This is a genomic window from Vibrio fortis (assembly GCF_024347475.1).
GTDB lineage: Bacteria > Pseudomonadota > Gammaproteobacteria > Enterobacterales > Vibrionaceae > Vibrio > Vibrio fortis.
On sequence record NZ_AP025487.1, the window covers coordinates 1,525,843 to 1,547,765 of the forward strand.

18 protein-coding genes are annotated in these 21,923 nt (G+C 42.0%); 15 read left to right on the forward strand and 3 right to left on the reverse strand.

Features of this window, described 5'->3' with window-relative positions; genetic code table 11:
- Positions 1–140: 140 nt before the first annotated feature.
- From pyrD to rmf, 7 genes are all read left to right on the forward strand, one after another.
- Positions 141–1,151 (forward strand): quinone-dependent dihydroorotate dehydrogenase, encoded by a 1,011-nt coding sequence (gene pyrD, locus OCV50_RS06565; RefSeq protein WP_239840825.1) that lies wholly within the window; start codon positions 141–143, stop codon positions 1,149–1,151.
- A gap of 187 nt (positions 1,152–1,338) precedes the next feature.
- Positions 1,339–1,890 carry a cell division protein ZapC gene (locus tag OCV50_RS06570; protein WP_239840826.1) on the forward strand — a complete coding sequence of 184 codons (552 nt, stop codon included), beginning with the start codon at positions 1,339–1,341 and terminating at the stop codon, positions 1,888–1,890.
- 496 nt (positions 1,891–2,386) lie between these two features.
- Positions 2,387–4,507, forward strand: coding sequence for a bifunctional 23S rRNA (guanine(2069)-N(7))-methyltransferase RlmK/23S rRNA (guanine(2445)-N(2))-methyltransferase RlmL (rlmKL, locus tag OCV50_RS06575; RefSeq protein WP_261904035.1), 2,121 nt, complete (start codon positions 2,387–2,389; stop codon positions 4,505–4,507).
- A gap of 70 nt (positions 4,508–4,577) precedes the next feature.
- Positions 4,578–4,796 carry a glutaredoxin family protein gene (locus tag OCV50_RS06580; RefSeq protein WP_261904133.1) on the forward strand — a complete coding sequence of 73 codons (219 nt, stop codon included), beginning with the start codon at positions 4,578–4,580 and terminating at the stop codon, positions 4,794–4,796.
- A complete protein-coding gene (locus OCV50_RS06585; protein ID WP_261904036.1) occupies positions 4,774–6,690 on the forward strand; it encodes an ABC transporter ATP-binding protein in 1,917 nt (638 codons plus the stop codon). The genes OCV50_RS06580 and OCV50_RS06585 overlap by 23 nt, the downstream gene beginning before the upstream one ends.
- 9 nt (positions 6,691–6,699) lie before the next feature.
- The gene (locus OCV50_RS06590) at positions 6,700–8,430 is read left to right on the forward strand and encodes a DUF3466 family protein (protein WP_261904037.1); all 1,731 of its coding nucleotides are present in this window, start codon (positions 6,700–6,702) and stop codon (positions 8,428–8,430) included.
- A 160-nt stretch (positions 8,431–8,590) separates the two neighbouring features.
- Complete coding sequence (rmf, locus tag OCV50_RS06595) at positions 8,591–8,764, forward strand: ribosome modulation factor (RefSeq protein ID WP_084181794.1); 174 nt, start codon at positions 8,591–8,593, stop codon at positions 8,762–8,764.
- 184 nt (positions 8,765–8,948) lie between these two features.
- Here rmf and fabA read toward each other — a convergent pair whose 3' ends face one another.
- Positions 8,949–9,464: a bifunctional 3-hydroxydecanoyl-ACP dehydratase/trans-2-decenoyl-ACP isomerase gene (fabA, locus tag OCV50_RS06600; protein ID WP_032549106.1), complete on the reverse strand. Its 516-nt coding sequence runs from the start codon at positions 9,462–9,464 to the stop codon at positions 8,949–8,951.
- A 71-nt stretch (positions 9,465–9,535) separates the two neighbouring features.
- The gene (locus OCV50_RS06605; protein ID WP_261904038.1) at positions 9,536–11,185 is read right to left on the reverse strand and encodes a Lon protease family protein; all 1,650 of its coding nucleotides are present in this window, start codon (positions 11,183–11,185) and stop codon (positions 9,536–9,538) included.
- A gap of 189 nt (positions 11,186–11,374) precedes the next feature.
- Between OCV50_RS06605 and matP the strand changes: the two genes are divergently transcribed.
- The 8 genes from matP to OCV50_RS06645 all read left to right on the forward strand — a co-directional run bounded on the left by matP (position 11,375) and on the right by OCV50_RS06645 (position 21,013).
- Positions 11,375–11,830, forward strand: a complete 456-nt coding sequence (gene matP, locus OCV50_RS06610; protein WP_239840831.1) for a macrodomain Ter protein MatP — start codon at positions 11,375–11,377, stop codon at positions 11,828–11,830.
- 18 nt (positions 11,831–11,848) lie between these two features.
- Positions 11,849–12,157, forward strand: a complete 309-nt coding sequence (locus OCV50_RS06615; RefSeq protein WP_261904039.1) for a DUF3634 family protein — start codon at positions 11,849–11,851, stop codon at positions 12,155–12,157.
- 101 nt (positions 12,158–12,258) lie between these two features.
- Positions 12,259–12,567, forward strand: coding sequence for a hypothetical protein (locus OCV50_RS06620; RefSeq protein ID WP_261904040.1), 309 nt, complete (start codon positions 12,259–12,261; stop codon positions 12,565–12,567).
- A gap of 158 nt (positions 12,568–12,725) precedes the next feature.
- The gene (locus tag OCV50_RS06625; RefSeq protein WP_261904041.1) at positions 12,726–13,946 is read left to right on the forward strand and encodes a hypothetical protein; all 1,221 of its coding nucleotides are present in this window, start codon (positions 12,726–12,728) and stop codon (positions 13,944–13,946) included.
- Between the two features lie 1,075 nt (positions 13,947–15,021).
- Complete coding sequence (locus OCV50_RS06630; protein WP_261904042.1) at positions 15,022–16,476, forward strand: site-specific integrase; 1,455 nt, start codon at positions 15,022–15,024, stop codon at positions 16,474–16,476.
- Positions 16,460–18,010 carry a hypothetical protein gene (locus tag OCV50_RS06635; RefSeq protein ID WP_261904043.1) on the forward strand — a complete coding sequence of 517 codons (1,551 nt, stop codon included), beginning with the start codon at positions 16,460–16,462 and terminating at the stop codon, positions 18,008–18,010. The genes OCV50_RS06630 and OCV50_RS06635 overlap by 17 nt, the downstream gene beginning before the upstream one ends.
- On the forward strand, positions 18,007–20,442 hold the full coding sequence (locus tag OCV50_RS06640; protein WP_261904044.1) for a hypothetical protein: 2,436 nt from the start codon (positions 18,007–18,009) through the stop codon (positions 20,440–20,442). The genes OCV50_RS06635 and OCV50_RS06640 overlap by 4 nt, the downstream gene beginning before the upstream one ends.
- A 115-nt stretch (positions 20,443–20,557) precedes the next feature.
- Positions 20,558–21,013 carry a hypothetical protein gene (locus tag OCV50_RS06645; protein WP_261904045.1) on the forward strand — a complete coding sequence of 152 codons (456 nt, stop codon included), beginning with the start codon at positions 20,558–20,560 and terminating at the stop codon, positions 21,011–21,013.
- 359 nt (positions 21,014–21,372) lie between these two features.
- Here the strand turns inward: OCV50_RS06645 and OCV50_RS06650 are convergent, their stop codons facing one another.
- Positions 21,373–21,906: a HEPN domain-containing protein gene (locus OCV50_RS06650; RefSeq protein WP_261904046.1), complete on the reverse strand. Its 534-nt coding sequence runs from the start codon at positions 21,904–21,906 to the stop codon at positions 21,373–21,375.
- Between the last annotated feature and the right edge of the window lie 17 nt (positions 21,907–21,923).

Consider the following 21,923-nt stretch of genomic DNA (forward strand, 5'->3'; position numbering starts at 1 on the left):
AACGTTTGCTTAATTCATGATACACTTTGTTAAGAATTCGAATTATCTTACCCTTACTTGTAGTAATAGATTGAATTGTTGGGTAAATAAGTAAATAATATCGCCCCGTTTACACGGGGCTTTTTTCTATCGGAGGCACAATGCTTTACCGTCTAGCCAGAACTGGCTTTTTCCAACTTGATGCCGAAAAGGCACATGATCTTGCAATTCAAAACTTCAAGCGTTTCACTGGCACTCCTGTCGATCTGCTTTACCGTCAACAGCTACCGCATCGACCTGTAGAGGTGATGGGGCTAACGTTCAAAAACCCAGTTGGTCTTGCAGCTGGTTTAGATAAGAACGGTGAGTGTATTGATGCATTCGGCGCAATGGGCTTTGGCTTTGTTGAAGTAGGTACTGTTACTCCTCGCCCTCAAGCGGGTAATGACAAACCTCGTCTTTTCCGTCTTGTAGAAGCGGAAGGTATTATCAACCGTATGGGTTTCAATAACCTGGGTGTAGATAACCTAGTCGAGAACGTTAAGAGAGCTAACTACGATGGCATTCTTGGTATCAACATTGGTAAGAACAAAGATACACCGATTGAGAAGGGCGCTGAAGATTATCTAATCTGTATGGAAAAGGTTTATCAGTACGCTGGCTACATTGCTGTAAACATCTCCTCACCAAACACACCGGGACTTCGCTCTCTTCAATATGGTGAAGCGCTGGATGAACTTCTAGCTGAGCTAAAAACTAAGCAATCAGAACTAGAGCAAAAACACGGTAAGTATGTCCCACTTGCACTTAAGATCGCACCGGATCTGAGTGATGATGAAATTAGCCAGATTTGCGAATCGTTGATCAAAAATAAGATCGACGGCGTGATCGCGACCAACACAACACTGGATCGCTCAATCGTTGAAGGCATGAAGCATGCTGATGAAGCGGGTGGCTTGAGCGGTCGTCCTGTTCAGTCTCGCAGCACTGAAGTTGTACGCAAACTTCATGAAGAACTAGGTGATAAGCTTCCTATCATTGGGGTAGGTGGCGTTGATTCATATGTTGCAGCAAAAGAGAAAATGATGGCGGGCGCTAAGCTTGTTCAAGTTTACTCTGGCTTTATCTACAAAGGTCCGAGCCTTGTGAGTGATATTGTTAAGAATTTATAATCGTAATAATGCTCATAAAAACAAAACTTGATACGTATCACTAAAAGATACACTGTAACTCGCTGAGTTTTAGAGAAAAGAGGAATTTCATTTCCTCTTTTTTTTTGCCTATTGCTCAGTAAAATTACTGCATTGAAGGGTAATTTTGCGTTTTACCTAATGGAATGCTTCAACAGTGTGAGACGAAATGATGCTTAAACCTAGTGATACATGGAGTTGGTACTACGATGAACAGCAATGTTCATTAATGCTAAACCTCGGAGAGGATATGATTTTCAAGACTAACCTCGTCCGCAATAAGCTGGTGGATTGTGCATTCAAAGAGAATGAATTCACGGTTGACGACGCTTCTTCTTATCAGACCTTCAAAGAACAGATCTCCGGATTAGACCTATCTGAACCTCGTCAAGCAGAGCTTGCGCTTTACTGCGTTGCTGCCAAGCGCTTTCATAAACCCGTTCAGCCGAAAAGTTGGTTTTTTGAATCACAGATTCAAGGCCATGAATGCCCAGAAGAGGGTGATATCGTTCGAATGAACAATCAGTACAGTTTGGGTTACTTTATTGTGCTAGAGGTTGGAGAGAACGCGAGTTTGTGCGCCTCGGTAGACCTTGACGAGTTCAACTTGACCTCATCAAAAGCGCTTCAATTTGGTGATTCCATCAAAGTGATGCACGATAGAATGGTAGACGCCAACGCTATATTGCATCATCACCGTCATATAGCGATGGTAGGTTAGTCAAAAATAACGCTCTCACACTCAAGAAAATCGACCTCAGGGTCGATTTTTTTATACCCAAAATTCACAGTTCCCATCAAACCACTCATAGATAATTTGTCTATGAGCTGCTTTTTTACACAACCAAAGCCTATTTTTTCAACTTAATTTCAACCTGCCTCTGGGGGACTTTCCGTAAATAGGGGCGTAAAATTCCCTGTTTAAGTCATTTTGTAACTCAATTTCACTGAGTTATTGTGCTTGGTATATACCAATTTGCAGTGGAATAAAAATTCAAAACCTTATGGTGGATTGAATATTCGCTGCATAAACTTTTCTTTTGGGTTGTTTTTTGAACGTTCGGCACAGATTGGTCTTGCGAGTTAGCGAGTGCTTAGCTTTACGAGCAATTGCTGAGCAATTAGGAGGAAGAATCAATGAAAAGATGTGTTTAGAGTGACGCTTATTGACTCAAATAAGGTATAATCGAGCTCATTTTTATCAATAAAAGAACACTATGAATCAATATCTAGCGGTTACCTCAAACGGCCTTGAGAATTTATTAGTTGAAGAACTAACCCAACTAGGGATTACAAACGCAAAACCTGTGCAGGCAGGTGTTAAATTCAAAGCGACGAATGAGCAGATTTATCGTTGTTGTTTGTGGAGTCGCTTGGCTTCAAGATTTGTACGTGTACTTTCTGAGTTCACCTGTCAAGACGACATGGACCTGTACCTTTCTACGACTGCGGTAAACTGGGTAAATCAATTCCATAGCTCTAAGCGTTTTGTGGTGGATTTCAACGGTACAAACCGCGAGATTCGCAATAGCCAATATGGTGCGATGAAGGTTAAAGATGCGGTTGTTGATTGCTTTGAAAAGAAATCTCTACCTCGTCCGAATATCAGCAAAGAAAATCCAGATATCCGCATTCACGTTCGTCTGCATCGTGATAAAGCGATCTTGGGTGTTGATATGGTTGGTAGCGGTCTTCACCAACGTGGCTATCGTCCAGAATCTGGTCGCGCACCTTTACGTGAAACACTAGCTGCAGCGATCCTGCTACGTAGTGGTTGGGATGCGACAAAACCATTCTTAGATCCAATGTGTGGTTCGGGTACGTTAGTCATTGAAGCGGCAATGATGGCGGCAAACATGGCACCAGGCGTTAAACGTCAGAAGTGGGGCTTTCAAGCTCTTGAAGACTTTGATGCTGAGCTATGGGCGGAAATTAAATCAGAAGCGAATGTTCAAGCTCGCCGAGGTCTAAAAAAGGTAGAGTGTAAGTTCTACGGTTACGATAATGATGCCCGTGTACTGAAAACAGCTCGTGATAATGCGCGCCGCGCTGGCGTTGAAGATTTGATTGAGTTTGAGCTAGGTGATGCAGCACTAGTGAAGCGTCCTGCAGAGTTTGATAACGGCGTTATTGTATCAAACCCGCCATATGGTGAACGTCTTGGTACAGAACCAGGCTTAATCGCACTTTACACAGCATTCGGCGCTCAACTGAAATCAGAGTTTGGTGGTTGTAACGCATCAATCTTCTCTAGCTCAGATGAGCTACTAAGTTGCCTTCGCATGCGTGCTGATAAGCAGTTCAAATTGAACAATGGTGCGTTACCGTGTCACCAAAAGAACTACTCAATCTCTGATCGTCCAATGTCAGAGCGTCCGTCTGACCAGCAAGAGCAGCAAATCGCACCAGACTTTGCCAACCGTCTGAAGAAGAACATCGGCAAAATCGGCAAGTGGGCGAAGAAAGAGCAGCTTGACTGTTACCGTATCTACGATGCCGACCTTCCAGAATACAATGTTGCAATCGATGTTTACCCTGGTCATCTTGTGATTCAAGAGTATGCAGCGCCTAAGAACGTTCCTGAAGAGAAAGCAAAGCGTCGTCTGACTGATATCATTCGTGCGGCGATTCAAGTAACAGGTGTTGAAGCAAACAATGTTGTGCTTAAAGTCCGTCAAAAACAGAAGGGCTCTTCTCAATACCAGAAGCTTTCTCAAGACTCTTCAAATTTAGAAGTGAACGAATATGGCGTGAAGCTGATTGTAAATCTTCACGATTACCTAGATACAGGCCTGTTCTTGGATCACAAATTAACGCGTCGTCGTATTGGTGAAATGGCGGCAGGAAAAGATTTCTTGAACCTGTTTGCTTACACAGGCTCTGCAACCGTACATGCCGCTGTTGGTGGCGCACGAACTACTAAGACTGTCGATATGTCGAACACCTACTTAGAGTGGGCGAAAGAGAACATGGAGCTTAACGGCCGAGTAGGTCGTCAACACCAATTCGTTCAAGCTGATTGTCTTCAATGGTTAGCGAAAGAGAATGGTAACTACGACCTTATCTTTATCGATCCACCAACGTTCTCTAACTCGAAGCGCATGGAACAGACGTTCGACGTACAGCGTGACCATCTTCAGTTGATGGAGAATCTAAAACGCATTCTTCGTGAAGAAGGAACGATCGTATTCTCGAATAACAAACGACACTTTAAAATGGACCTAGAAGGCTTAGAAGCGTTAGGTCTTAAAGCACAGAATATTTCTGGCAAAACACTGCCTTTAGATTTTGCACGTAATAAGCACATCCATAACTGTTGGGTTATTACTCATAAGTAATGAGTTGTGCGTAAATAAGGATAGATAAGTGCTGACACTCTACAGTACTGAAGGGTGCCATCTATGTGAGATGGCATTTGAACTTACGGAACAGTTAAACATTAGCCAGCACGTTCAAGTGGTTGATATTGCATTTGATGATGAGTTATTTTCCCGTTACGGGGTCACGATTCCCGTTCTCAAATACGAAAGCCCAGACGGCAATATTAATACAGAACTGAACTGGCCTTTTGGCTTGTTAGAATTAAACGATTGGTTAAGAAAGAATGGCATTACTTACAATTCATAATGGTCAGCTAGCATTTGGCGATCACCCATTATTAGATCGTGCAGACTTTGCTCTGCAGGAGAACGAGCGTGTATGTTTGGTCGGCCGTAATGGCGCAGGTAAATCAACCTTAATGAAGGTTCTTGCCGGTGAGATCATTATGGATGACGGCAAGATGCAAGTGACACAAGATGTCGTTGTATCGCGTTTAGAACAAGATCCTCCACGTAATGAAGAGGGTACTGTTTATGAGTATGTGTCTGGTGGCCTTGCGGAAATAGGCGAAAAGTTAAAGATCTATCATGATCTACTGGATCTTATCGCTGAAGATCCAAGTGAGAAGAACATTAACCGTTTAGCTCGAGTTCAAGAAGAGCTGGATCATGTGAATGCATGGCGTTTTGATGACCGAGTAAACAACGTTCTTGGTGCTCTTAAACTTTCTCCAAACACTAAGTTAACCGATTTGTCAGGTGGTTGGCAGCGTAAAGCGGCGTTGGCTCGTGCGCTTGTATGTGACCCTGATGTACTACTTCTTGATGAGCCGACTAACCACCTAGACGTAACAACGATTGAGTGGCTAGAAGGTTTCTTAAAAGACTTCCGTGGTTCAATCATCTTTATCTCTCACGACCGTGCATTCATCAAGTCAATGGCGACGCGTATCGTTGATCTTGATCGCGGCCAGTTAAGTTCGTTCCCTGGTGATTACGACAACTACCTTGTGGAGAAAGAAGAAGCGCTTCGCGTTGAAGAGATGCAAAACGCGGAGTTCGATAAAAAGCTTGCTCAAGAAGAGGTATGGATCCGTCAGGGTATCAAAGCTCGTCGTACTCGTAACGAAGGTCGTGTACGTGCCCTCAAAAAGCTTCGTGAAGAACGTCAAAACCGCCGTGAAGTGCAGGGTAAAGCTGTTATTCAAATCGATGATGCGCAGCGCTCAGGCAAGATTGTATTTGAAGCAGAGAACCTCAACTTTGGCTTTGAAGGCAAAGACATTGTTAAAGACTTTAGTTTCAATATCATGCGCGGTGACCGCATCGCTCTTATTGGACCAAATGGCTGTGGTAAGAGTACAGTGCTGAAGCTGCTATTGGATCAACTTAAGCCGGACTCAGGTCGCTTACATTGCGGTACTAAACTTGAAGTAGCTTACTTTGACCAATACCGTGAGATTCTAGATCCAGAGAAGTCGGTGATTGATAACTTAGCTGATGGTAAGCAAGAAGTTATGGTTGGTGGGCGTGAGCGTCACGCATTGAGCTATCTTCAAGACTTCCTGTTCTCGCCTAAGCGTGCGCGTACGCCGGTTAAAGCTTTGTCTGGTGGTGAGAAAAACCGATTGCTACTTGCTCGCATTTTCCTCAAATCGAACAACTTATTGATTCTCGATGAGCCAACTAACGATTTAGATATCGAAACTTTGGAACTTTTAGAAGATTTGCTTGCCAACTATCAGGGGACGCTTCTTTTAGTAAGCCACGATCGTCAGTTTGTGGATAACACGGTCATGACGAGCTGGATCTTCGAAGGTAACGGCGTTATTGAAGAATTTGTAGGTGGTTATCACGATGCTCAGCAACAACGATCTCAAGTTCTTCAGTCACGTCAGGTTGAAAAGCCATCAAAGAAAGCAAAAGTAGTTGAGGAAACTCCCAAAACTGCGCCAGCTAAGGCTAAACCGAAGAAGTTATCGTATAAGCTACAGCGAGAGCTTGAAGCGTTACCTATGCGTTTAGAGGAATTGGAAGCCCAAATTGAAACTCTTCAGGAAGAAGTGAATGAACCGAACTTCTTTTCAAATCCTGTAGAGCAGACACAACCAGTTTTAGATAAGCTATCTGCTGCAGAGCAGGAGCTAGAAGTTGCTTTTGAGCGTTGGGAAGAGCTCGAGGCACTACAACAGGAAAGTTAAGAAGTAATAATGAGTAGTACGAATTTTAAGTTAACGACAATTGCGGCCCTTGTATTGGCTGCAACGAACGCTAACGCTGCGCTTTATCAGGTAATTGAAGTTAAGCCGACAACAATTTCCGGGATGACAGAAACGTTTGGAGTTGCAATCCAACCAGCTATCTTACCAGATACTTCGGCCGACGATACTTCAACACTAGGATGTTTTGGTGGCACTAGCATCGAAGGTAAAGCATGTGCTGATTATGTCTTGGCTGGTGAAACTCGTAACTCTGTAGAAGCTGTTAGCTATCGAGAAGAAGTTCCTTTTGCAATGGATGCTGTGTTTCAGTATATCCAAGAAAGAGATGATTTCAGAAATTATTGTTATCGTGAGCTAAGGTACGCTACGTGTGATAGCTGGGGTGATAATCGTTGGGCGACGTGGAGTAAAGAGAAAAACAATTTATCGTACTTAAATGCCCAGGCTTTTATTGAAGATGGCACAGAATATACTACCACAAATACTGTAATTACAGGTCTTTCTGAAGACGGAATCACCGCTTTGGGCATTACTTCTGACGGTTCCAGTATCCGAAATAATGCTTTGTTTACGACAGGATCTGCCCCTGCGGACAATAGTTCTGAAACACGCGCTTGGGGCGAGCATCGCCATAACGGAACGACTTATAACTTTGGTAGTGTTTCAACTAATCAAACCAATGATGAAGGTGCAGTGTTTAGCTCAAAGGCTGCGATTTGGGATGGGACCACGACCACAGAGATTGACTGGATTCGCGGAGGAAGTGCGCAACAAGGGCAGTATCTGGCTCAGGGTAGTATGCGAGGTTTGACTGTTGCGCAGAACCCAAACCAAACAGCCGATGTTTTATACGGTGTCGGTTATAACACTGAAGATGGTAGTGGTGACCTACAAGATATGAGCGCAAGTGTTTTTGTTAGTGACAGTTTAGATCTAACGACTGCCGCATTCAGTACAAAAGTTATATCAGGGGCACAAGTTAAATCTGGGTCTTCAAATGATGATGCGATCTTCACAAATTCTGTAGCCACCGATATTAATAGAAATTTGTTTGCAATTGGTTTTGCTAAACGTAATGGTTATGTTCCTGAAAGTGGTACTGCAGATAACAAGATATTTGTTGTAGAAGATGCATCAAATCCAGTAGCGAAGTTTATTACTGGCGGTATTTTCTTTACTGGTGCTGGTAGCGAAGCTAAGGCTGTCAATAACTTTAACGAGTTCGTTGGCCAAGTCGACGCAGAAACCACTCGTGAAGTCGATGGGAGTGAACGTCGCCATCGTGGCTTCATTTACCCTTATAACCTACCGACTTCAATTGATGAGCGACGTGTTGATATCTTTAAAGGCCAAGCTTGGTGGTTAGATGACCTGACAAATGATGGTAATGTATCTGGCGATAACAACAAGTTCCGTATTATTGATGCTACTGATATCAATGATGCGGGTGTCATATCGGCCACCGCCATCAAATGTACTGTTAATGGTGTGGAACAACCTTATGATACAACTTCACACAACTCTTACTGTGGTAAGGCTGCGTCAGGTGCGATTGAGGAAATCGTAGCGGTTAAGCTAGTGCCAATCTCTGGTGCAACTAACGATGATATTAAAACCCGTGGTACAGACTCTCAAAATGTTGAACGTCAAGGCGCTGCCCTCGGTGTTTTCGCTTTGACACTGCTTGGTTTCCTCGGGTTCCGCAGAAAATTTAAATAATTTTAGCTCTTGAGCCCAAGTTCACAATTCTGAACTTGGGCTTTTTTTCGTCTTGAGAAAAGTAGGATCTTGGTTAATTCTTAAGATTGGAGTCACAAAAACTCCACGATGTTGTAATCATTATATGTTTAGAAATGGACACCCGTATGAGGACTGCACTATGAAGAGACAAAAGCGTGATCGCCTAGAACGAGCACAATCCCAAGGCTACAAGGCTGGGTTAAATGGAAGGTCGCAAGAAGCTTGCCCATATAGCCAAATGGATTCTCGGTCGTATTGGTTAGGTGGTTGGCGTGATGCCAAAGATGACAAACAAGCGGGTCTCTATAAGTAATAGGACAAACGTCAAGGATTTCAAAGGCTCCGATTTCGGGGCCTTGTTATTTTATAGAACTAGAAGCTGGTGGAGGGGATTGATTACTTTGTTACAACATACAATTAGTCATCTAGAGCACTATAACTAAATATCTTACCACCAAAGAAAAGCTGCAATAAGCAGCTTTATCTTTAGAATTCTTTTAGAAAGAAGACGTATCTTGGAAAAGGCCAACTTTAAGGTCTTTTGCTACGTAGATTTCTTTGCCATCTACAAGAACGCGACCATCAGCTAAGCCCATTACTAGCTTGCGGTTTACAACGCGTTTCATGTGGATCTCGTACGTTACTTTTTTCGCTGTTGGTAGAATTTGACCAGTAAATTTCACTTCACCAACACCTAGAGCACGGCCTTTACCTTCGCCGCCAACCCAGCCTAGGAAGAAACCAACAAGTTGCCACATAGCGTCTAGACCTAGACAACCAGGCATTACAGGGTCACCTGGGAAGTGACAATCAAAAAACCACAGGTCTGGAGTAATATCTAACTCAGCAAGGATTAGACCTTTACCAAAATCACCCTCAGTTTCTGACATCTTAGTGATGCGATCCATCATCAACATGTTTGGTGCTGGAAGTTGAGGGCCTTGTGGCCATAGTTCGCCTTGGCTTGATGCTAGAAGCTCTTCGCGAGTGTAAGAATCACGTTTGTTTTGCATTATCAATTTACTCCAATTTTTGATAGGTGCATATTAGTGAACAGGTGTACGCTAAACAAGTCCGATCAGTACTAGACAAACCAGTTTTTGATGCGTTCCACAATTCCTGGCGGATGTTCATGTCTTTCAAAGTTTTCAATACGTTCCGCGATTTTGCTGAGAACGCTTTCTTGCTCTTCGTCTCTAAATGGTTTGTTCATAATAAGAGGAATGGCTTCATCTACATTCGATACAGACCAGATATGAAATTGCCCATTTTTAATGCTTTCGACTACATCTGGCTGAAGCGCCAAATGCTTTAAATTTGTATGAGGTAGGATTACGCCTTGTTCACCTGTGAGACCCTGATGTTTGCATACATGGTAAAAACCTTCGATCTTTTCATTCAGTCCACCGACAGCTTGTACTCGGCCGAATTGATCAACGGCACCTGTTACAGCAATCTGCTGATTGATCGGATATTCAGAAAGGGCACTTACTAATGAACATAGCTCCGCCAACGATGCACTATCGCCATCTACTTCACAATAAGACTGTTCGAATACAACCGAAGCTGAATATGGTAGAGGATCTTCGAGGTTCAATGACGCACTCACAAAAGCTTGCATGATCATCATGCCTTTGGCGTGCAAATTACCGCCAAGTTCAGCTTTTCTCTCTACATCGGAGATATCACCATCGCCAAAGTGAATCACACAGGAAATGCGAGCAGGTTCACCGTAGGAGATAGGATGTCCAGGGACATCAATAACGGTTAAACCATTAACTTGACCAACTTGTTCACCTCGAGTTTCGATGATCACTTGTCCATCGAGGATGTCATCTAAAGCACGCTCAGGAAGGTACGACTCACGTTGATATTTGTGTGATAGCGCTTGTTCAATATGAACGCTATCAATATCGGTGTTATTTGACTCTATCGCTGCTTCGCTAAGTAATGTGTTGTGCCAGATAGGGCATAGAGGCGTGTAAGTTTGGTCTTCAGCTTCTCTTGCACCTGCGCAAAGTAAGGCTGTAACGGCTTCTACATTAAGCTCTGGTAACTGATAGCGTTGTTGTAGCCACTTAAGGTAGCCTAAATATTCGACCAGACTCTTTTGGTCTAATTTTAGGTCTTGTTCAATCTCACTAAATAGACAAAAGCCATTACGGATATCGCTGTCCAAATAATCAAGATCACCCATTTGGCCACGGTCACCAACAATAATGAGCTTAATGTTATATGTGCGAGGTGATTGCGGCGCACATAGGTGGTCCGGGTTACTTCTGATTGGCTCAATCTCATCACCGAGTAAAGCGGATTTGAGTAATAGCCAACTTCCCGGGTTCGCAAGGATGAGATTTGCCGAGACAATGAGAAATCCGTTGTCTGCTTTAGAAAGCAAGCCTTGTGTGGTCGCTATCACTTGTCCATCTTTTGATTCAACTTGGTCAAATAGCGCCGCTGCATTTAATGACTCAGTTTTGACTACAGGGTGACTATCTTCAGAAATAGAGTGGTTGAGCGATTCAATGATGAGCTGGCGATAGATAGCATTATCAGGCGCATTGACAAGTAACACACGAGATAGACTAGACAAGCGTACAAAGCGAGTTAAGGCATCACGGAATCTATGCTGAATCTGCATAAATGAAAAAGGCGATAGGTTAGGGTATTGCCCTAACTGATGTGCGTATTCATCATATTGTGGCGTAACATGTCGCCAGTCTACTTGAGTCATTGAATTTACTAAATATGGTAAAGAGACAAGGAGTATATAGAAAAACGACAATGCCTAATAGAAGTATCTGTTTAAACGCAAGAAACCAAGCAATATAAGTATGATCTTGGTCTATTCTTTTAATTGTTCAATTGTCTATTTAGGTAATTTGGGTTACGCTGTCACTAGGATTAACGTTTGGGATTTGACATGAAATATCAGCAGCTTGAGAATTTGGAATGTGGTTGGAAATGGAACTATCTGGTAAAAAAATGGAAGGAAGGTGAATCCATTACCCGCCATATTGATTCAAGTGAAGCAGATGTTGCTGTACAGAATCTGCTGAAGCTAGAACACCAACCGACAGGCGTTCTTGAGTGGATAGAAGATCACATGTCTTTAGAGCTCGACAACAAGCTAAAGCAGGCTATTCGCGCGAAACGTAAGCGTCATTTCAATGCTGAACAAGTTCATACCAAGAAAAAATCGATTGATTTAGATTATCGCGTTTGGGAAAAACTATCACAAAGAGCAAACGAGCTAGGCTGTACTCTGTCTGATGCAATTGAATACTTAGTCAGTGAAGCATCAAGAAGTGAACAAGCAAGTAAAACGGTAACCAGCCTCAAAGAAGATTTGAGCGCGTTATTATCTGACGATAAATAGTGATTTAAGGCGGCTGTTATGATGTATGTGATTCTTATCGGGGCAGTACTCGTATTCTGGCTTGTCGCAATTGATAGGCCTGTACTCAAAGTGACGTTTGCAAAGGGGCAGATTGCTCAATTCAAGGGGCATATGCCATCAAGTTTCAAACATAATTTACAAGAGATTGGCCGTAACCAGAGCTTTGATGGAGAGCTTAAGGTATATGCAAAGCGCTCAGGTTATAACTTAAAGTTTTCAAAGCAGGTACCTAAAAGCACCCAACAACGCATTCGTAACGTTTTTCCTCACAATGGCTTTAAATCGAAAGGCTCTAAGAGAGCTTGAGCCCCTATCAATGCTAAGTTGTTAGCATATTGTCATTCTAAATCCATCCAAATGGTTTAGCGCTTATCTGCATAATACCTTCATCTTAAGGAGGAGGTATTATGAAAAAACTATTGATTCTACTAGTTATCTCTCAAGCTTCTATAGCTGATGATGCGCTAGTAAACCCAGTAGCAAAAAAGATAAAGTCACAAGTCATCAAAACACTTAACGCTAAAGGGAGCAGTGATCTTAATGGATTTTGTGACTTGATGTTGGAAATGAGGCATAGCAAAGCACTCACAAAGGTTCACCGAGTTAAAACCCATGGAGATGCCAAGCTATGTAAGCTAGCAAAAAAGGCAGTACCGAAGAAGCAATATCGTTACCAAAGTTACGAAAAGTTCATTCGAATACAGATCACTTTTTAACATAGGGAATAAGATTTAATGCACTATAACTAAATTTATTGAGTAACAGTTAACTATCCCGTGAAAAATAATGCGACTTCATTTAATATACAGAACTAATAATTTAGATAGGCTGTTATAACAGCCAGGTAATAAAATGTGGTCAAGGGATTTGTAGGTTGTTGTTAGCAAATAAAAATTTCACACCTGAAGTAGTAGAACTCTCAAGAAAGATATCATCGAATGTTGCAGAACGCTTTAACAAGTGGCTCGTAAGTCCTAATTACAAACTCAATCAGGATCTCGTTGACTCATTACTTAGCTTAGAAAATCGCTATTGTGATGATGTGATTTTTAAAGAATCTGAGCGTATAACCAATAACCAGCGCATCTTGTTAATGTGTGAGCAGGATAGGGTTGCCGCTAAGCGTGAAAAGATCGCAGCTAAACAAAATACACTGCGCTATGTTCTAGAAGATGTATGTGAAACAGCCTCAGTGCTTCTAGAAAAAAAACTTGAAAGCACTCTCATAAGCTCACTTTTCTCCCAGCTTCCGGATTTCAACGCCTTTGCTAGTGTTGCTTATTCCCCTTCATTGAATTTCAACAAACTTCACCGTTTAGCAGAAGAGAACCGAAGCCTGTCGTCTAGCTTAACTGACTTTGTTTCCAATAGGCAGTTTTGTGAGAAATATGGTCGTAAGCCTAAAGTCATCTTGGATCCTAAAGTCGCTGTAGGTCAGATTGGCATTGATAATAGCCGTTTGCTTTATCCTATTTTAATGAGCCAGCCGCTACTTAAATGGTCTGATGAGAATACTAAGCATATAGCGCCTAAACTATGGCAACACTTAATGGTGACGGCGAACGCAACACGTATACGTCTACAAGATACGTCTGTGCGAGATCCCGATGTAGGAATTCTATTGGGTACGCTGCGTATTTTGCCTATGTTCCTAGTGTGCAATCATTTCTCTCAAACATTCGAAGACGCACTCGTGCAAACGATGCTGAGTTATCGTGGAGCCAGTGACAAACACAATGAATACTATGCTTGTGCTGAAGTCCTACCAAATACTGGTTTCTTAGAGAAAGTATTCTCCAGTATGGAAATGACACTCCTTAATAAGTTAATTGAACATATCGATTGGAGTCCAAATACAACCTACATTAAACAAGCGCTAGTGGAGGAGGTTGATGGTGTGAATGTTTCTGAGAGGAGTGTTTATGGTGCAGCGCTTGCTCAGGCCCATGCGTTTTCAATTTTTGAAGCCTTAAATCATAGTGAATTATTTAATCTAAAACACCGTCCTTACTGGTTTTCACAAGTTCAAATGTCAGGCTTGGCTATTGCTCAAATGAAATCACGAGTTCCTGGTCAGTTAACCAATAGCATCTAGTGACCGCGTCACTTTTTTGTTTTGTGCCGATGATATCTTATTGTTATTGTCGGTACAGACATTCATCTTATAGCCTAAAATCTTCCTATCTCTTACTTTCCAAAATCACTGAAGGGGTTGTACTGAACTCCTGTCCGGCTATCCAATACAGAGCATTTAGAATGATAGAGCTTCATCTTTGGCCGATGTATGACAATAGTTAGCCGTAGTGACGCTGTAACTCAAAGCTTTTGCATCTACACTAAAATAAAGTGTACCAGATGAGTCATTATCAAATGAAAGTGTCGTCATGAGAATTGGTATTCATTCGTACGTTGGCTTTTTGCTTGGTTACCATAGCGCCATCCTGGTCGTTGTTGAACATTAGAAACAAAGCACGGTATTGGAACTAAGCACCTAAGAAGTAACAACAAGGTCTAAGACAAAGATCGTCCGCTAGAAACTTGTGACATTTTCAAGTAATGAATTATCAAAGGATGCAGAGGTGTGCGTGAAATCTAGGTAGTTACAGGAGTAAGCATGTTCAAGATTTCAACACAGAGTCACATTCAACAGATTCGATTGAGATTTAAAAGAGACGCTTGTCATTTAATATGTGACTCAGTGGGTACGGAAATTCTCGTAGCGTTAATTCAATCGTTATTGTGATTTTCAGTTAGTTTTGAAGCATAGAAAAAACATGAGGCTTTCAGAACGTACATAAAGAACCTGAGGATTGTAGAAACTGTCGGCGAACTTGGGAAAGTTGCCAATTGGTTTGGTTTAACAGTTGTCTGATATGTCTAATAGAGATATTTAAAAAGTCAGCAGTTTAGGTCCTCAAAGCCAAACATTGTTTTAAGCTTAGGAGGACATTTTAAAGTTGCTCAAACCGGACATTACTATATTGCTCTTACAAAATCAGTGCGTATTATCTATCTTATGTTAAATTCCCTACTAGCAGTAAATTGTAGATGTCTAATTTACTTACATAATAAATTCAACTAGTTAAAACGATTTCCAATTTCTTGACAAAGCAAAATCTCCATACCTACTCTTGTACATAAGAGTCAAATCTACGAATGGGAATTTGTATATGTATAAGGTTGAAAATTGCAATGGTAAGTTTTATTGCTTACTGGATATGGTGACCACTATGCCACCTTTGCTTGCATTTCGCTGGACCGAACAAGAACTCATGGAGAAATCACTAGCGACACAAAAAAGCTATCTCACATCTTTAAAGCTGTTTTATGACTTCTGGTTAGCCAAATATAGCATTACCCTTGACTATGCTTTGCATCTGAAAAACTACCAAGACTTTGATGTTATAACGCACGAACTAATGGCCTTCTGGGATTATCTACTTGCGGATAAACAAATTGCTAATGTGATCAAAATACCATCATCGAACAACAGCCAGAAATCGCTGGCTAAGAAAAAACGAACGGCAGCTAAACATTGCCAGGTGATCTGCAATTTTATTCAGTTCTTGTCGGGGGTTTATTTGACTACGGCCTACTTTGATGAAGATCCTCATCAGCTGCGTCGTTTGCGCACCGAAATCAAACTGCGTTTGAAAGATTCAAAACGTAAATTCGCGAAATGGAAGAAATCCAATAAAGAAGCCCCAGCTTACAGCACCCTCCGCAGCATGACCAGCGAGCAATTTGAAGATTTTTTCCGTATTCTAACGCCAGATGTGATGAAGCCAGTTCCAGTTACATTACCAGACGGCAGTATTCAAACTACCTTCACCCTTATTAAGGAAAACCCACTAAATCCCATTGCCAGTTACGATGTGCAGATGCGTAATTACCTGCTGACAACTTTGCTCGTTCGCTATGGTTTGCGTATTGGAGAGTCATTGCTACTGCGCAAACAATCCTTCCTTCCATTAAGGAGTGACTCTAGTAAAGTGATCATGCGAGTTCGTAATTTGGAAGAGGATGATTTAAACGATGCCACCATGAACGATGTGCGTCACAACAAGCCACAAATTAAGACAGTCGATAGCGTTCGTGATGTGGAAATCACAGCCGACGACTACAATAAAATTCAAATCTATTTCGAATTCATCCGTCCTAATGAATGTGAGCACGATTTCATCTTCGCTTCCTCTTTGAAACCCTACAAACCGATATCCTACACCACCATTCAGACTCAATTTAAACTAGTCGCTGAATCGTTTAAGACACATTTCCCAGAACATTTCAACCCACAATATGCTGACTTCATCAGTGAAACTATCACCCCTCATTGGCTTCGTCATACTTGGGCCTATGCAATGTTGTCGGCCATTTATGAGAAGGAAAAGCGTCGGTATATTGACTACGGAGTTGTCAATATTAAGGGGATTATGGAGGATGCGCAGGATCAATTGAGAGTTATGGGAGGATGGGCTAAGAAGTCCATTATGCCAGCCAAATACGCTAAGCGATTCATTCAAGAGAATGCCAATCAAACGCTCATGGAGGTTTATCGCAATCACTTTAATGTAAACCGTGACACTGATTTTAATAAGGATCAATGGGATGCTGCATTCAGTTAAGAAAGAAGATCACAGAGGTATTAGCTCTGTATTCACACCGGAACAGGTTGAGTTTATAAATAGCATGGAACTACCGAGTGTGATGGCGATTACCCAAGCCTCTAAGTTCGACACTCCATATGTTCAGACGAAAAATGACTGTTGGGAATATGTCCGCATGGGGCGTACCCATCTTGAAAAATTTGACTTAGACGATCTCAGCAACAAGCTGTTGAAATGGCTATCTTCAATACATACGGAATGTCACACCGCACCTCTTGGGTATATTCGGTTCAACGCATTAAAAAAGCTTCTTAAAGAGTCAAAGAACGTCTCATTTACCCAATTTAGACAACGACTTGATGTACTCTCAAAGACTACCAACTCAATGGACTACTATCTACTCAAGTCGGCCACTCAAACATTGATACGTCATCGGTTCCCTGGTTTCGATATTGATGATGAGGAAATTTTGAATTGTATAGCGTCCCCAAATGTTACTGACCCCTTTCTTCGCTATCAAGAAGTTGAAGATACCATGCCCACCCACTTGAAGAACCTTATAGCCAATCGTTTGGTGGAATTTGGGACAGAGGAAGGGCTCAGATCATTGGCTGACAAGGACTTAAAGAACCTCTGCGTATTGGGCTTATCGTTTGCTATAGGCCCACGACCACAACAGTTTTCCATGCTAATCGGTAGCTCAGTAAAGCTGGTCACAGTCAATCATATAACTGCACTAAAGCTCTACGAAGTGGCCGTCCCTTTAGCAAAACAGCCAACAGTGCCCGTTGACGTACCAAAAGTGAATTTGAGTCAGGAAATAGGATGTTTAATAGATGAATATAAACATCGCTTTAACATTGGGGATGACGATGCACTATTTCCTTATACTGGGGACGTCAATAAGACATTATCGCGGGAAATCCATAAAGCGTTAAATGATGCGTTGCTCTTCATTCAGCCGAATGATGTAAAAGAAAAAATTCTCTCAAAAAAAATGCATCGTCTTATTTATACCGCCTATGACTTTCGCCACAACATTGGTCATTCGATGGCAATGGCTGGTGCCAGTGCTGAGGAAATCGCCATGGTGCTCGGTCAAACAACTACAGTTGCGGCGCAATATTACATCATGTCTACCCCTGAACTGGCACTGCAGAAGCATAAGGCTCTCGGTCAAAACCCAGTCTGGAAAGACATGATGGGGCTGTTGCTCACCGGTTATATTACCAATGAGTCTGAATGGTCTGGCAAAAAGGTCTCAGGTATGCTTAAGGGGAAATTATTTCACCGTATCGGTGGCTGTAACCGCACACAAGATAAGTGCCATCTTGCGTTGGTCCGCTCTTGTTATGCCTGCTTTTATTTTCGGCCGTTTAAAAGCTTGAACAAGCATGAAGCCGTCCTTGAAGTCATCACGCATGAACTATTTGAATTGGTCAAAACGTCGCAAGACGCAGGCCAGCATAACAACCCACTGATTGACGCTGCCACACAATCCAAGAATGAAATAGAAATGGTCATTAACCGCCTCAAGGAGGGCTTACGATGAAAGATAATTACGAAGCCTTAGAACAATTTATCACGGTTCAAAAGACCTTTTTCAAGACGGCTTTATTGCCTGATGTGAATATCGGCATCACTGACCCAGACAACTATTATTCGTGGGAAACGAATACTTGGACGTATGGACCTTCGTCATGCGGCTTTCTCGCAAAGGCACATAGAGTTCTTACTTTCTTTGAAGTGAAGACCGCCCGTGCTGGCGGAATGTTCAAACCCAATGAAAAAGAAATTAAAAGGTTTGAAATCAATAATATTTTTTCAGACTTCATTAAAGCCTATTGCGTCTCCCTCAATCATAATCGTAACCCATCCGGGCAGTCTGTATTGGCACAGCAGTTGATTTTAAAAAGGGTTTACGTCCGTATGGTGATGGCAGGCGTTGAACCTCACCCAATCAATATTACATCCGATTTTCTGCAAGATGCGGTAGACATGCTAGCGCAATCACGCACTGGCAACAATGCGCTTATTAATGCCGCCAAAGACTACGATGATGCCAATGTAATTGCCCAAAAAATTAACTACTTAGGGTTTACGTTGACGCCCATCGAAATCAAAAAGAAACAAAGAGGCATTGCGACACGCACAACCAAGGCCGGTAAGAAAGCCAAAAAGGTAAAGTATGGAGAAGACCTCGATCAAGATGAGCATGAAAAGAACCTCTCCATCCAGACCTTCTTAAATGTGGTGGCTCTGCGAGGCATGGTCCAGCACGATGGCGAGCGGATCATGCTGAACCTTGTGTTACTACTGTTGGTCACCGGATTTCGCCATATGGAAGCAGCTACCATACGTTACAACAGCTATAAAATAGTGGAAATTGAAGACCAGGTCACTAAAGCGCTGATGGAGCAACGTGGTTTGCCAACGTTCTATGTCGGAATCGTCTATTTGGGTGAAAAAGGTGCCGGCCATCGGACTCACTGGCTTGAACCATTCGCCGTGGAGGTTGTTGAGGAACTTTGGGTCGACACCATTGTGTTAACCGAGAAACTTCGTGCCCAAATTGAGTATGTTCGAAACAAGGGCTTTGAGTCCTACCTGCCGAAAGCGTGGCATACAAGAAGTACCAACGTGGTCGAAATGAATGAGCGACTAGTCAACCTCGATGCCATTGTAGATGAGGTTTATGAATCCACTGCAAATTCTGCTATCAATAGCCGTGGCCGCTCCGCATTAAGGGATAACGCTAAGAAGAAAATTAGTAACTCAGGGAGCGGTATTGAACCTCATTCTGTCGTTGAACTTGATGCTATCCGAAAAGAATTTCGTTATACACAGGCGGATATAGAATGCTTTATTCGACATTTCATCGAAAGTACTCCAGAACTATCAAATGACTTTATTTTTCGTCAAACAGACTCAAAAAATAAAGTCATTAATGAGATCCCTTATGAGTCCTTGCTGTTCATTATTCCCAATGGCAGTGCTGCGACTAAGCGTAGCGGTGCAATGAAAGTAGTTCCTCAGATCATCACCGGACCTATTCTGCGTCCTTTCCTCGGTTATCCTAAAGAAAATAACCGTGGAAGGAGCATCTTTGCCAAATACAATCTCACTGATGAAAATGGTGAGTTCACCATGATGTACAGTCACACCCCGCGCCATGGTTTGAATACCTTCATTGCCATTGCAGGAATAGCTGACCACCTTCAAGCGATGTTTATGGGCCGTAAAGATTTCACACAAAATGAACATTATCAGCACCTTGCTATTACCGAGCGAGCGATCTCAACGAAACTGGTAACGGCAGGAAACACAGACTCGTATTTTAAACAAGAAACAGCATTAGAGCGCATTAAAAAGCAAGGCAAGATCGGTTTGAACCCCAAATTGACCTCAGCAAATGCACTAGCTCAAGCCATAAATACTCATACGACTGCGCAAGATAAAGCTGCGTTCGTCATTGATGTGGTAAGTAATTCAAACAGTACTGCTTTTAGTGAGTTTGATGAAATGTTTGGCATGTTGAGCGAGAAGGAAAAGGAAGAAGCAGCAGCGCGTCATACTGACTTGAATCCCATGGATGTTGGTAGTTGCCGTCGCAAACTAACAACATTCCAATGTCCATATAACATAAAGTGCCAAGACGGAAGCCCATGTCCATATTTCACACTTACCGGATGTGAAGGTGAGCTTCAGAAAGTGGAACAATTGGCAGCGAGCCTTGAGTCTGAAATTGCGATCATCAATGAAATGGAAATGGCTGGCCATATGGAGGTAGCCGAGGCTGATGAAATCCTAGCAACTCTCAATCTTCGCAAGGAGCACATCCAGTACCATCTCGGTCAATCCCAGGCGTTTGAAGACGAGAAAGTTCAAATCAACTTGTTGGAATTGGACAACATGCAGAAACCTCAAATGCTGTCCAGCCTGTTCGCGCTTGAGCAACGTAAGCTGGAAAAAACAAAGAGATAGAGTCGTAACTGTTAAAACTAGTTTAATCGAAAAGCATAAGAATAAAGCACATTTGGCCTTTGCATTAATACTCGAAGTGTCATCAATGCTATGCGAAGCCATTCAGGAGGTATAAATGATCGATAAAATTAAAGGTAAAGAACTAAATACGGTTATTGAAAAGGAGTTAATTCGAATGTGTGATGAGGGCTTCGAGCAATCTCCAATCACACAAGCAAATCTATTTAGACGGTTAAACGCCAAAGGATTAATCAGTACACGTTCAACACTCACAAGTCGAAAGAGTCTCATTGAATCTTTTGCTAAACAGCAGAAAGAGGCAGTGGCTGGCACATTAGGTAAAACCTTGAAAGACACAGCATCAATGACACGAGCAGATTTAGAGAGAGCTAATGCAAGTCTAATAGAGCAAGTAAAAACTGCACGCAAGATGCTACAGGGTAATACTGAATGCATTATTGACATAGCAAAAACAATTCGGCTACAAAACCAAGTGCGTAATATTGAGCGTTGCTTATCCCCATACCTCATTCGTGAATTACACCAGAGCCAGAAGCAAGACAAAAAATGAGAATAAGAGTGACAATTGGCGGTGCCCAAAAGTCGTGTGTCGTTGTTCCGTGACATAAAGAGGTTAGTGCAAATAGATTGGTTATCGATTTTGGAGTGCCCTATCCTCCGAAACATATAAAGTAGTGAACATTTTTGATTAAACGTAATTTGCAGTATCAGAAATTTAGTTTGGTACGCCGACGGTAAGTTTACACTCGAACAAATAATACAAGACTTCGTAGGGTGTTTAAACTTGTATACCAGTAATGTTTTGACTAGATAATAAGTAATTGATTTAACTTAACTAATTTACCATAAAGTACATAATCACCATTATTTAAACTACCGTTTAAATAATGGTGATTATAGGTCAAAAATTTACTGTGCTAGTGCATTTTCAGTTGCTTCAACCAAGCTTTTGAAAAATCTAATACATTTTTCTGCTTCTGGTTTACTAATAAGATGAGTGGTTTGCTTATCCAAAACAGAACGATGAACAGCATCACCACGCTTTTTTATCCATTCATTTAATTTACTTCGAGTTCTCTCTGGTTCTTCATAACCTGGCCATGACCATGACGTCGTCACATCTATGCCGAGAAAACGCTCAAAGAGATCTTTAGTTTTCTTACTATTAGGTGTATGAAAAAATTTTAGCTCTTTTTCTAACGAGTTGCCGATAAAGTTACCTATCTGAGACCCTTGAAGTACCCTGGTTTGAATTTCGACCTCTTCACTAATCTTATCTTCTACATAAGTTTCCCACGCAGTTAAGGACATTATTAGCGCGGCGCGTTTAAGCTCTTCAGGGTCACGTCCTAAATCTGGGATACTCTTCATATGTTCATAGGCCTCTAAAATCCTTTCAGCGTCTTGAATAGATACATCGAACACATTTTTTGCTCGGCACATAAAAATCCTCTTACTTT